Below are 13,524 nucleotides of genomic sequence, written 5' to 3' on the forward strand. Positions count from 1 at the left end.
AATTTTAATTATGAGGTATTTGTTTCAAAGACAATGTTGGATATGCTTTTGTATAGTGACGATCCGTGGGATAGTTCTTTTTATCACGTGATTATCCTCAGTGAATCCCTATCGAATCGGGAATTGAAACTACTTGTTCCAAAATTAAAGAAAAAGAACGCAGTGATTTTTAGAAAATATTTGTGTGAACCTATAAATAAAGAAAAAGGGGTTCTGGAAGAGTTAGGAATCGATCAATGGATTTCTAGAGAAATCGGGACCGATGTTTTGCGCGAACTGATTAGTGAGTGTACGGTACCGGTGATTGAAGAGGTGAAAGAAAAGCAGCATACAGAAACCATTGAGGAAATAGTCATGGATCTTACTAAAAATCAAAATAAGTGCTTTTCGAAATTGTACGAAGCTCAAGCGTCAATTGTCTCACGAGAAGAACTTTGTAAGTATATTTGGGATGATGAACCGACCCGATCCAATTTGGCACAACTTTCAGTATTAACAAAATCGTTACGCCAAAAGTTGATGAGAAAAGGGTTCTCATCAACTATTATCGAAACGGTCTGGGGGAAAGGGTACCATCTCAATAAAGAATTCTATACTGTTTATAGTGAGCCATTTTAGAGAAGAATGAGCTCCAGTTTGATGTGTGATGATAGAACTAAAAAGAGTGTACAGAAAATTTTCTGTACACTCTTTTTTTTGACAATATTTTGTTAATAGGCTCAAGTATCTTTATCATTCAAGATGTCCAAAATCTTTTGATTAATTGCGACAATATCTGATTCTGTAACCTGCGCATTAATAAGAAGCGTCTCAAGTGAACGATCCATTTCCGAAAGAGGATTGGTACTTAAACAGAAGTCCGCGTCTTGGTAAGAGAGATTATTACTTAATTCAATATTGTAAAAGCTTTTGAAGGTATTCTTGATCCGTTCAACAACGGTGAATTCCAAGGCTGTTGGTAAGTCGGTTTCAATCTTGATTTTAATTTTTTTCATATAGTCTGTAGGATTGATAATCAAAGTATTGGCTATGGCAATTTGTAGTGCTAATCCATATTTTTTGTCAGGATCGTCAGAATAGATGGATGCTTGCGTCAAAAGCTCAGTTGCACGAAGCAATAATTTAGGAGCGTTTTTCTGAATATATTCCTCTATCTCATACCCAGTAACAGTAAAGCTCGTTTTCCCAAATAATTCTACAGACATGGAGCCTGCTAACAATGTACTCAAATACATCTGTTTCGTAGTTAAACTAAGTGTCTCAAATCTCGATATTTCTGGTAATTTTCTCTGCAATTTACTGACGGAGAAGAGATAGCCTTTTTTCTTGGTAAAGTGATTTAAATATTCCTTCAGTCTAGGATTAACTAAATAAAAATTGGAGTTGGAATAAAACCAAAAGAGCAGAAAGGTTATTTCTGTTTCGTCTAAATGATAGCTTGAACGAAATTCTTTTAACAACGTAGCAGTCAATTCATCCTCTGTATTAAGAATGATTGAGAATACTTCATCATCGATAAATTGAGACTTTTTGATAGAGTCAATTTTTTTAGGATCTATCCGAAGCCCTCTTCTGACACGTAAGATGGTTATAGCAAAGGCATAGCTAGTAAGATTTTGTCCAATTTCATTATAGTTAATCTTGTTTTTTGTGAAAATCTTAGATACCAACTGGTCACATTTTTTTTTAGAGATACTAGGAAATGGCCAATAAGAGCCATGGTACACTTTCCAAAAAAAAGCGACTGCAAAGAAACGAATTTTTGCCTCGTCCCCCATTAGTCGCGCTTGTCCAGCTCTTCTTTTTACAGAGAGCCCGTATTCTTCAAAAAGAAGATTTAACTCGTACAGTCTCTTTAGAAACTTTGATTCAGACATAAAATGATCAATGCTAAATTTTGTAATTGAGACTTCATTGTTCAACAAGAGGGAGGTCAAAAGTTCGAAAAAGGGATTCGATTCAACAATTTTTTTATAGAGGAGTTTATAATCCTTTTTAGTCCCAGCAAATTTGTATCCTCGACCACGCTTTGAAATAAAAATTTCGTTTGTAGTGCTTTTAAGGTTGTAAGAATTATTCTGCAATAATTCAAAGTATTTATATACCGATCGTCTGTCTATATTTAAACGAGCGCTCAACTCTTCGATGTCCATAAATCCAGAATTTTTATATAGTACTTGGAGCAGCTCGATTTCAGTTGATGATTCATTTCCAAAAAAACTATTTAAATTAATCATGATACTCCACCACTTTTCAAAAAGGATATAGTCACCTAAAAATTCTCTGATAATACAAAAATACATTATTGTACTTTGAAAGTACAATAATGTATTCTGGCGAATAGAATAAAGCTATTACACGCTTTTCAGAAGAGTGTAGAACGATAATTGAATCAGACTGATTTATAAATATCTATTAATACTATGAAGCCCAATCAACTTAACAGGTGATTGGGTTATTTTGAGCTCTAAGTCACATAGTGTTGTTTTTATTAAACCATCTTAAACAGAAGCTTCGGCATTTCCTTTTTTTTTGAGATTAAGTGACGGCACAGAAATTCTGCTCGATGGGGAGTTTCATGCGAATATACCGGAACGTCATGAACTCAAAGTGGATCCGCTTAATGAGCTTGTTTCTGTGATTCTTTCCTTCCAGCTTTTCATTTTAGTAAGGGTATTTCAACATATGTATAATCTCTTATCTGTCTTTATTAAGGAACAAAGTGATTATTTTATGTTCAAGGAGGTACGTGGTCAGATATTTTAACAAAGTTAAAAAAACAGAACACGCCACCGACTTTTTTTTAGTTAATCTATATAAAGCTTTGAAAAAATATGATGGCAATCACTTTTATTCCAATATAAATGAAAGCAGTGAGTAGATAATGAAGAAAAGTAAATTTGGGATATTAATTTCTTTGTCTCTTATGACTAGTATTTTAACACCTATGGATTCTTTAGCGGAACAACTATCAGATGAGCAAATAATTAAGAAACTAGAAACAGATGATTCCTCAATTTCTGATGAAGATGAAATACCGGTTGATGAGGAAATTGAGAAAGGAAGTCTGGATGAAATTCTCGAAATACCTGAAGCAGTATTTGAAGGAAATACAGAAGATATTAAGGATGATTCTAGATCAAGGGTTATTGATAAAACTATAGTTGATTTTGGACGACTTGAATTTGGAGAGTGGATTCTTTATTCTGACGGACAATTGTACTTAGAAGGAGTTGTAACAAAAGAAGCATCTCAAGCTTGGAAACAGCATTCATTGAGTATAAAATCAATACTATTTTCTCAAAGTGAATTGAGAGGAGATTTCAGAGATTTTTTTACGACATATGAAAATGTTGAATCAATTGATTTTGGAGTAGCAACTTTGAATAGTGTTACTTCTATGACTAAGACTTTTTCCAATCTTAAAAATTTGAAAAAAGTCTCAATTAGAGATGTACATCATTCAACAAGTTTGCTGGAAAATGTAAGCTACATGTTTAGTGAATGTAGTAGCTTAACAGAGTTAGACGTGAGTGGACTTAATACAAGCGAAGTAACGAATATGAACAATATGTTCAATAACTGTAGAAGTTTATCAAAATTAGACGTGAGTGGATTTGACACAGGCAAAGTGACCAATATGGGTAACATGTTTTCAGGCTGTAGCGGTTTAACAGAATTAGACGTGAGTAGATTTGACACAAGCAAAGTGACCAATATGGGCTACATGTTTTATAACTGTAGAGGTTTGACAGAATTAGATGTGAGTGGATTTGACACAAGTAAAGTGACGACTATGAGCAATATGTTCAATGATTGTAGTGTTTTAACAGAATTAGACGTGAATGGATTTGCTACAAGTGAAGTGACGACTATGAGCTACATGTTTTATAACTGTGGAGGTTTGACAGAATTAGATGTGAGTGGATTTAACACAGGTGAAGTGACGACTATGAGTTACATGTTTTATAACTGTAACGGTTTAATAGAATTAGATGTGAGTGAATTTAGCACAAGTAAAGTGACGACTATGAGCTACATGTTTTATAACTGTAACGGTTTAACAAAATTAGACGTGAGTGGATTTAACACAAGTGAAGTGACGACTATGAGTTACATGTTTCAAAACTGTAACGGTTTAACAGAATTAGACGTGAGTAGATTTGACACAGGGAACGTGATGTATATGGGCCACATATTTCGTAGCTGTAGTGATTTAACAGAATTAGACGTGAGTGGATTTGACACAAGTAAAGTAATCGATATGAATTATATGTTTTATAACTGTAGCGGTTTAACAGAATTAGATGTGAGTGGATTTGACACAAGTAAAGTGACAAATATGAGTCACATGTTTCGTGACTGTAGCGGTTTAATAAATTTGGATGCGAGTGAGTTTGACACAAGTAAAGTGACCAATATGGGCTACATGTTTTATAACTGTAGCGGTTTAACAAAATTAGACGTTAGTGGATTTAACACAAGTGAAGTGACGACTATGAGTTACATGTTTTCTTCCTGTCGTAGTTTAACGGAAATTTCAGTAAGTAAAAGGTTTAAGTTTGGGAGCCTAACGAATTTCCCTCTCATATCGTCGAAGTATGCTTGGCAGGAGGAGAATAATAAACAGTTATTCTTCAGTTCAGACGATATGATTGCTTATCACAACGATTCCGATGAAACCAATACTTATCGAAAAGTGGCGTATGTGGAATTGGTAATGGACGCAAAGGGTGGAAAGTTTAACGATGACGCTGAAAAAACCACACAAATTAAAGCTATAAATGATTTGTGGGAAGAACAGGTACCAACAAAAGAAAATTATCAGTTTGATGGATGGTATCTGGATGAAGCATACACAGAAGCGTTTGATTTCTCTAAGCCTGCTACGAAAACATTAACGATTTTTGCAAAATGGGTAGAGAATTATACTGTTACGATTCTGGCGACAATAAATCTAAACTCAGAAGATAAAATGACTATTACAGGTGTAAATAATGGTTCGGGTACACTGAAAATAAATCTCAAGGAAACAGAAAGTCAGATCAATAATTTTACTCAACTTCGACTGACAAATAAACAAGACGAGGATATTACCACTCACACGAAACTGAGTTGGGGGCAACTGTCTTCTGATTTTTGGAATGTATTAACGATTGATCCAAAAGCGGGTTCTGTATCTAAAAGTGCTGAGATACAAATGACAAAACCTGACGGGATCCAAGCAGGTGAGTATAAGGGTCAAATGGTCTTTTCAATCAAATATGAGTAGGAGGTAGAACATGGATAAGAAAAAAGTTATGATAGCATCTTTAGCAATTATAGTTTTACTGATAATTGCTTCCAAGGGATATTCTCATTTTAAGAAGAAAGTTGATTTGATGAACATCGATTCTTCTGCCGTTGATTGGAATGGGAAGAAGAACAAGGAGTCAGCAAACCAAGAAGCTACGATCGCGATTCCGGGATTTGAAAAAGTGACATTGAAAGCAAAAGAAACAAAGCAAGAGGTTAATTTTCATAATCCTGAAACCAATGATTGCTATTTTAAATTGAGCTTGATTCATCCAAATGGTTCTGTACTTTGGACATCCAACTTAATTGAACCCGGAAAAGGGATGTATGAAATTGAATTAAAAGAGACATTATCCGAAGGTGAATATGAAGATACGATATTGAAGTATGAATGTTTTTCTTTGACGGATCAGTCACCCTTAAATGGAACTGAAATAAATTTAAAATTAGTTGTCGTATAGGCACAAATAGGAGGAAATTTTTTCATGGAAAAATTAGTAGGAAGTATGATGACATTCGCAACACTAGGAATGATGGTTATAAATGGAAGCACTGCTCAAGCAGATACAACAAAAGTTGAGTATTCTGTTGAAGGGGAATACACATTAGTGATTCCTCAAACAGTAAGTTTGCTTCAGGACAGTACTACAGAGATGTCAATTAAAACAGTTAATCGGAACTTGGAACCTGACCAAGAGGTAGAAATTTCAATAACAGATGGTTTATCAGGAGATGGTGAAATTAAACTACAGCGTACTGGTTCAGATTCAGATGTATTAACAAGTAGTATTAAAAGCAAAAATAATTTAGTAACAATCGCAAACCCAGTGGTTGGAAGCTTCACAGGATATGTTATGGCTGAAACGGAAGTAACTAAAATTGAATTTGGTATTCCACAAGGTGATCTGCTGGCAGGGAGCTATTCTACTACGTTAACATTTGGAGCAGGCTATAAATAATTTGTTTGTTAACGTTTAGGAGGAAGTTGCGATGAAAACTAGATTCACTATTTTATTTATATTAGTGTGTATGATAAGCAGTCTGCATATATCGACATTTGTAAAAGTTGAAGCCAGCGAGGTAAATGTACAACTAGTGATTCCAAAAGATGTGGATGACAGCGAAACTATACTTGAAATTGACAAAGAGGTACCAACAAGTAAGGAGGGCAGTAAATCCAAAGTGAATGCAGCACTCCCAAAGACTGGTGAACTGAGGAACAACTTAGCTTTTATAGGTACAGTCGTCTGTATATTTATCGCATTATTCGTTTTTTATCAGAGAAAATCTCTGCGAAGATAGTTTTGCGAAAACATATAAGGACCCGTTAAACTGACGTGAAAAACGTCTTTTTAACGGTATTTTTTGATTGAGAAGTGAGTTTAGTCAATCAATAGTTACTAATTTTGACATTGTGATTTTAAGTGAAATTGTTTCTGAATCAGTTTTTCCACTAGCAGAAATTACTCTTGAATCGAGTTCGATTTTCTCGGAAGATATCTAGGAAACTAAGTATTGAAAAAGTTTGTTTTGTAATATTATCTACAAAAATGTGCTCGATATTTACATATATTTTAAGCAGAGATATACTTTAATAACAAAAGAGAAATGGAAAAAATGAGTCCTCTAGTGACAGGGAGCGTGTAGAAAATGAAAGAACTGCTAGATTCAAAAAGCAAAAAAAAGATAGATATAATCGAAAAAATCTTTCATAGCAACAAGCATTCTTGCGCACAGTCAGATTTATTAAATGATCTAAATTTGACATACCCTACATTAATTTCTATGGTCGAAGGGATAAATAATGATTTGCTAGGATTTGGCTACGAGAGTTTTTCAATTACTCGTCATTCGTATAATCAGTCGTATTCTATTGGCATTAGTGAAAACATGAGTATTCAACTTGTAATACATGCTTATATTAGGAAATCTTCAAAATTCAAGCTCCTTGAATTGTTACTGACATCATCCTATACCAATTTAGAATCTCTATCACGGCGTTTGTTTATTTCATATAGTTCAGTTAGAAGGGATATTAAGGATCTCAATCAACTTCTTAGCAAGTATAGCCTCAAGATTTCCGCTAAAGATGGAGTAAGGCTAGAAGGAGACGAGCTAGGAATTAGACTTTTCTATACAATTTTATTTTTAACTGCTTACGGTGGAGAGCTATGGCCATTCTCATATATTCAATATCTTGAGATTACAAAGATATTAAAAGATTGTCCTAAGGAGATTTATGTTGCTGGTAGTATTGATAAAAGTATGTTGGTACACTACTACTTTGCAATCCACCTTTTAAGAGTAAGAAAAAATTATTTAATTCCAGAGACGCGTTCATTTGATATTGCTCTATATACACCATACCCCAAAGAATCGATTGAGGCGTTCGATACTTTTACAAGTAATCTGAACAAATATCTTCCTAACTTAAGTAACCGTGTTCTAACTTTTACATCAAGACTTCTTTTAAGCACTGTTCTCGCTATGGGGAATTATTCTCCAATAGATAAAGTCCCCGCTTTTTTTTACTGCGAAGATCAATTGAAAGAAACAAAGATTGTAGAAACTGTTATATTCATGATTGATTTGGTAGAGCAACACTTATCGATTCCCTTTTCGAGTGGTGAAAAAGAGAAATTGTTATACTCAATGCTAAGTGTCACATATCGATACTTTCTTTTTAAAGGAGTGAGTATGGATTTATCTTCCACGATCATGGGTTTTACGGAAATCCAAAGAAACGTAAGGAAGAAACATAAAATTAACCATATGAGAGATTTAGTAAGTCAAATGATGGATAGAGAAGAACTATCTATTTTTGACCCATTCAGAAAAGAGTTAGAGCAAAACTACCTACTTGTTCTCGAAAAACGAATAGACTTTTCTAAGCACACATTACCAATAAAGGTAGCAATTTTCTCGATTATTTCAAATGAAAATGCTGTTTTTGATTTCATGAGTTATTTTTCAAATTATTATAATGTTAGTATTGTCGATAACATAGAAACGGACACAGACATTGATTTGTTTATAAGTGATTTTGTTCTATCCCCTCAAGTTATTTCATCCTTGAGTATTTCGCAACCGGTTGTATATGTAAATACTAGATGGATTGACTCAGACTATGAGAAAATAAATACCAAGTTAGCAGAAATTGCTACTGAGAATTTCATTAATTCAAAAGGTTCGTAAATGAATCAAGTACTAGAGAAGGAAAAGAATAGTAGTTCTCAAAAATATCAGAAGAAGAGGGAGCAAATTGATTAAAATACTTTATAAAGTTAGTGTGGTTTTAATAGCTATCAATGTGGCAGTAATTGTACTTCCATTTGTGATTTTATGGCTTTTCCCAGAAAGTATATTCGTTTTGGTTGGATACTCCCTCTGATAGGGATAACATTTCTTCCATTTACGATGATATTTTTCTTTCTCTCTCTTTTTTTATCAACAAGAAAAAAACGCGCATTAAAGAATGAATCTACTCTCCAAGAAGAGGATAATTGGGATTCTTTTTGAAACTTTTTCTGAGGTAGCTCAGAACTGATCCTCTTGTAAGAAAGAGTAATCTAGAGTGCACTAAGAGTTAGTCACGAGTACGGAAGTAGCAATCATTGAAAAATTTATACTGATTTTCAAATTTGCAGTATGATTGCTCGCCCTCTTCCCAATATATTAGTACTCATGTAAACGGCAGCAGAAGAGACAATCACGAACGGTTCTTCTTCGCGGATGTTCATGTAACGAGAAAACTAATCTTGCTATACATTGAAAGAACCAGAAAGAAAAGACCTTTGCAAAGAAGAAAATTTTAATCAAATGATTGTTGAACTGAATCAAACCGTTGATGTTCTGTTAGAGGCGTAACGAAAGAATTGAAGTAAAGATTTATAAATGGAAAACCTCATATGTACTAAGTTACCCCATAAGACTGACTGGAAAAGAAGCGGATGATTAGAGAAAAGAAAATTGTCATTTGAAATAAGGAATTTGAATCTTAAAAAAACCGTCAGACCTACTCTCTCAAAAGTGATTGTTCACTTGTTCGATTTGTTGAAAATAGTGCAAAGATTATACGTTTTTATCGTGTTGGTCGTTAAAAGTCCTTAGGAGTCTCTTTTTATTCCACAAAAATAAGCCTCTGTCGGTTATGCAAATAAGAAATAATGGCTTGGAGTAAAACAAATAATGCATCGTTGCAGTCGCAAAAGAACGCGTGAAGGAATTGAACCTTTCCAAGCTTCAAAAAAAAAGAACAGCAAGTCCTGTTTAGCTATATTGAATTTTTTATAATAGTGAATCGACTTTGTTATTCGATTTACTATTAACTCCACATTAGCTTTAAGATATTGAGAAAGTTAAAATGCCTTAATGACTTTACTAAAATGTGTCCAGATTGTTGAGTTAGTTCCACTAAAAACTTTGAAAATGAACCATAAAAGAAAATAATCAAAATGCTAAAAAAGCGCTTCCAAATGAATTTGGAGCGCTTTTTTTTTTGCTAGAATTCTTTTCAACAGGAGAAAAGAATTCTAGTAAAAAGTTTATTTATTTTCTGAATTAACTAGTCATATTTATTTTCTCCGCGAATAATAACTCGATTTTTTTCTTAGATTAATACAATTTAAGAAAAAACAACTGAAGAAATTCAAAAATACTAATTTAGTATAAAATATAAAACGTTTTTTTTCAATATCAAATATAAAATTATTCTAAAAAGAAAAAAATGATCTATTAGTCATGATTGTTTAATGGGCTATAAAAAGAAAAGCAACTATTTTTTTCTAATTCCTTAGTAAATGAGGCTTTCTTATTAAGCCGTCAAATAAGCCGTCAATATTTTAGAAATCGAGGTGTTCAAAATGAGTCGTCGTGGAGAAAATATTTATAAACGAAAAGATCAACGTTGGGAAGGTCGCTATATTAAATCAAGAAGAGAAAACGGGAAAATACAATACGGTTATGTCTATGGCTACACGTATAAAGATACAAAAGAGAAACTACTATTAAAAAAATACGAATATGGAAATATCCAAAAATCGTCGGCTAATCATTATTATTCAGGAAATGTTGCTACTTGGAGTCAATTCTGTCTAGAAAAATGGAAGCCATCGATTAAAGTATCTACTTACAATACGTATCAATATAAATTAGCAAAATATGTTTTTCCTCATCTAGGAAACCAATTATTGGAGGAAGTTAAGTCCACGCATATCAAAGGTTTAGTTGAATATTGGGAAAATCTAAAACTATCTAGTCGAACAATTCATCTGCTTTTTCAATTAGTTCGTCGTCTGTTCAAATATGCAATTGAAAAGGAGATGATCAGCCACAATCCTTGTTTAGATGTGTCACTTCCAAAACAAGAAGTTAAAAAGATTACTCCATTATCTTTACTTGAACAAAGACGCTTGGAAGCAGTAGCTAAGAGAGAAAAAAATGGAGAGACTATTATTCTTGCGCTACACATGGGGCTTCGAATCGGTGAAATTTCTGCATTGAAATGGGAGAATATCGACTTTGATAAGAAGATACTTCATGTAAAAGAAACCTATCAGCGTTTGAACAACTCAGAAGTAAACACCACGTTAGCATTGGGATCTGCCAAAACTCATTCTTCTAATCGAGTAATCCCATTAACGGATCAAATGCTTGTACTGTTAAGAAATTTAAAGAAGTCGAATCGCTCTTCTTTTGTTTTTCAGGTAAAAGGCAAGCCAATGGAGCCTCGTTTGGTTACCTATTATTTTCATAAAATTCGGGCTAAAGCAGGATTGAATCATATTCATTTCCATCAATTGAGACATACCTTCGCTACAAGATTATTGGAATCAAAAGTAACCATCAGCTCGATAAGCGAACTGCTTGGTCATCGTTCGACACAAATGACTTTGGATGTCTATGCAGGAACTGTATTAGATGAAAAGTACAGTTCTCTAAAAGTAATGGAACAGGCAATTTAAAGGCTATAAGTAAAATTAACGATTCTTTTTAAATAACCATATAGTTTTTGCACCGTCAATTCGCCGTCAGATATCTTTTGTTCTTCTGATTTAATCATACTAATTTAGATTTTCCTAGAATGTATTAATCCAAGAAGAAAAAGGACTGTTAATGATGACAGGTAACGCACTTGAATAAGGTCACTTCGTAAAGAAGGAGCTTTGAAAGGAGGAATGCTTATTAAAAGAAAAAAATCCGAAGTTTTACTCAAGTTCGATACTTACAAAGAACCAAAAAAGGTATTGGGCATAAAAGTAGTGCTGGTAGAGTGGGGAACCTCTATCTATTCATTCTAACTAAAAAAAGAAAAAAAAACAAAAAATAAAAGGAGCATACTATGAACAAGAAATGGATTAGCAAAGCAGCACTGGGTTTAGGTGTGATAACAATATTAGGGACAGCAGGTACAGGGCCGATCACAGTGGCTCTCGCGGCTGAACAAAATATAAGTAGTAACACAGTTTCTGATAATACATCTATCCGTTCAGTAACCATCTGGAAATATGAAATTAATAGCGCCTCTGAATTGGGTGATCGAGGAGACGGAATTAATCCAGACCCGAGTCAAGCTCCTGATTTAGCCGGCAAGAAGTTAATGAAAGATGTGAACTTTGAGATTATTAAAGTGAAACCAATCGGAAATGCTTCTTTAACAGACCCGTTGAAACAAGAAGAAGGAACGGATTGGCAAGTAGATTCAACTTTTACAGCAATGACAGGTAAAACAGACGGTAATGGGAAACTGACCTTTGAGGTTGGAACTGGTAAAGCAGCAGATGGGATTTACTTAATTCGAGAAATAAAAGATTCGGTAACAGGTGACTATACGTACACAGATGAGAATGGAGATACAAAGAAAATCAATAAACCAATGGATCCATTCTTTGTTCACTTGCCACAAACAAAACGAGATGACACAGGCAAATTGATTTACGACGTGCATGTGTATCCTAAAAATATCGTGACAGATACTGAATTGGACAAAACGATCGAAGGTGGAAAAGGGTACTCGATCAAAGCGGGAAATGATTTCCAATGGGAAGCCACTACAAAACTTCCAGCAGGTCTGTACAGTGAGATCGACAAAGAAATGACGATCACTAACTGGCTTGATCCAGCAGATGGTACCATCAAAGATTTGGTGATTGGTGCAGGGGACCTGCCATATGATTTGTTCGCCAATTACTTCCGAGTAAGCGATAGCATTGACGAAAGACTGAAATTACAAGATGTGGAAGTTTACGTCTTAGATAAAAATGGCGATCCTGTCAAATTAACAAACGGGACAGAATATGAAGTGACATTAGGCGGCACGAAGATTACCGCACCAAATAAAGTAGAAGATTTAACGTTGGGTGCTAAAAAAGAAGTCGTGGTTAGCTTAACACAAGCTGGAATGAAAAAAGTGACTGTTGATGAAGATACACACTTGCAAGTCGTGTATAAAGTGACGACCGACAAAGATTTCAACGGCACGATTTCCAATAAATACGGTCTTGAATACTTGCTTCCGGGACAAGATCCTTGGACAGATACAAGTGAAGGAAATCCAGAATATTACGATGGTGGATTTGATATCAAAAAAACGGATGAGGGTTCTACTGCATTGGCTGGTGCAGAATTTCATATTGCAACTAGTAAAGAGAATGCCGATGCGAAGAAGTATTTAGCATCAGATGGTAAATCTTATACATTAAATGACGATGGTACAAGTACACCAGCATTGCCAGACGGTGTTAACTATCTAACAGCGGCTTCAGATGATTCAGGTAAAGCAGAGTTTAATGGACTAGCTCTGGATTGGTTTACTGACTCAAATGGTAATGGGAAACAAGATCCAAGCATTGATTCAGAAGCCACATGGGCAAAAGAAGATATTAAAAAAGATTACTGGGTAGTAGAAACGAAAGCACCCTCGGGGTATGAACTAATTAAGGAACCGCAAAAAGTAACAGTAACTTTGGAAACTGCTGATGATGAGTCGATTGAATTAACGGTTGAAAATAAAAAGAAAACAGATTTGCCATTTACTGGTGGAGCTGGGATGACGTTAATGGTCCTCATTGCATTAGGAGCGATTGTTTTAGGAATAACCACAATAGCAATTGAAAAGAAACGACGTCAAGCTTAAAAATAATTTTGTATATGTAAAGAGGTTGAGGATATGTTGAAAAAGAAATTTAAAATAGTGTTGATCCTCCTGCTTCCAGCGATATTCCTACTAGG

The 13,524-nt window shown here is 34.3% G+C and carries 9 protein-coding genes; 8 read left to right on the forward strand and 1 reads right to left on the reverse strand.

The features are described 5' to 3' along the window. A partial coding sequence (locus FFR60_RS22160; protein ID WP_137665864.1) for a helix-turn-helix domain-containing protein occupies window positions 1–618 on the forward strand: 618 nt, incomplete at its 5' end. A 101-nt stretch (window positions 619–719) separates the two neighbouring features. Here the strand turns inward: FFR60_RS22160 and FFR60_RS22165 are convergent. Further along, window positions 720–2,237: an AcpB/EbpR/MafR family transcriptional regulator gene (locus FFR60_RS22165; protein WP_171005011.1), complete on the reverse strand. Its 1,518-nt coding sequence runs from the start codon at window positions 2,235–2,237 to the stop codon at window positions 720–722. A 647-nt stretch (window positions 2,238–2,884) separates the two neighbouring features. Here FFR60_RS22165 and FFR60_RS22170 point away from each other — a divergent pair. The 7 genes from FFR60_RS22170 (at window position 2,885) to FFR60_RS22200 (ending at window position 13,429) form a co-directional block, all read left to right on the forward strand. Continuing rightward, entirely contained in the window at window positions 2,885–5,272 is a 2,388-nt protein-coding gene (locus FFR60_RS22170) for a BspA family leucine-rich repeat surface protein (protein WP_137665866.1), read from the forward strand. 10 nt (window positions 5,273–5,282) lie between these two features. Further along, complete coding sequence (locus tag FFR60_RS22175) at window positions 5,283–5,756, forward strand: tRNA (uracil-5-)-methyltransferase (protein WP_137665867.1); 474 nt, start codon at window positions 5,283–5,285, stop codon at window positions 5,754–5,756. 24 nt (window positions 5,757–5,780) lie between these two features. Further along, entirely contained in the window at window positions 5,781–6,254 is a 474-nt protein-coding gene (locus FFR60_RS22180) for a hypothetical protein (protein WP_137665868.1), read from the forward strand. 31 nt (window positions 6,255–6,285) lie between these two features. Beyond that, a complete protein-coding gene (locus FFR60_RS22185) occupies window positions 6,286–6,597 on the forward strand; it encodes an LPXTG cell wall anchor domain-containing protein (RefSeq protein WP_137665869.1) in 312 nt (103 codons plus the stop codon). A 348-nt stretch (window positions 6,598–6,945) separates the two neighbouring features. Next, complete coding sequence (locus FFR60_RS22190; protein WP_137665870.1) at window positions 6,946–8,490, forward strand: AcpB/EbpR/MafR family transcriptional regulator; 1,545 nt, start codon at window positions 6,946–6,948, stop codon at window positions 8,488–8,490. 1,667 nt (window positions 8,491–10,157) lie between these two features. After that, the gene (locus FFR60_RS22195) at window positions 10,158–11,258 is read left to right on the forward strand and encodes a tyrosine-type recombinase/integrase (RefSeq protein ID WP_137665871.1); all 1,101 of its coding nucleotides are present in this window, start codon (window positions 10,158–10,160) and stop codon (window positions 11,256–11,258) included. 377 nt (window positions 11,259–11,635) lie between these two features. Next, the gene (locus FFR60_RS22200) at window positions 11,636–13,429 is read left to right on the forward strand and encodes a SpaH/EbpB family LPXTG-anchored major pilin (RefSeq protein ID WP_137665872.1); all 1,794 of its coding nucleotides are present in this window, start codon (window positions 11,636–11,638) and stop codon (window positions 13,427–13,429) included. Window positions 13,430–13,524: the final 95 nt, after the last annotated feature.

Origin of the sequence: Enterococcus hulanensis (assembly GCF_005405485.1) — a bacterium.
GTDB lineage: Bacteria > Bacillota > Bacilli > Lactobacillales > Enterococcaceae > Enterococcus_A > Enterococcus_A hulanensis.

What these genes read in the sequence shown, in the direction of transcription:
- FFR60_RS22170 (WP_137665866.1), top strand. Translation starts at nt 2,885, where the DNA reads ATGAAGAAAAGTAAATTTGGGATATTAATTTCTTTGTCTCTTATGACT.
- FFR60_RS22180 (WP_137665868.1), top strand. Translation starts at nt 5,781, where the DNA reads ATGGAAAAATTAGTAGGAAGTATGATGACATTCGCAACACTAGGAATG.
- FFR60_RS22200 (WP_137665872.1), top strand. Translation starts at nt 11,636, where the DNA reads ATGAACAAGAAATGGATTAGCAAAGCAGCACTGGGTTTAGGTGTGATA.
- FFR60_RS22190 (WP_137665870.1), top strand. Translation starts at nt 6,946, where the DNA reads ATGAAAGAACTGCTAGATTCAAAAAGCAAAAAAAAGATAGATATAATC.
- FFR60_RS22165 (WP_171005011.1), bottom strand. Translation starts at nt 2,237, where the DNA reads ATGATTAATTTAAATAGTTTTTTTGGAAATGAATCATCAACTGAAATC.
- FFR60_RS22195 (WP_137665871.1), top strand. Translation starts at nt 10,158, where the DNA reads ATGAGTCGTCGTGGAGAAAATATTTATAAACGAAAAGATCAACGTTGG.
- FFR60_RS22185 (WP_137665869.1), top strand. Translation starts at nt 6,286, where the DNA reads ATGAAAACTAGATTCACTATTTTATTTATATTAGTGTGTATGATAAGC.
- FFR60_RS22175 (WP_137665867.1), top strand. Translation starts at nt 5,283, where the DNA reads ATGGATAAGAAAAAAGTTATGATAGCATCTTTAGCAATTATAGTTTTA.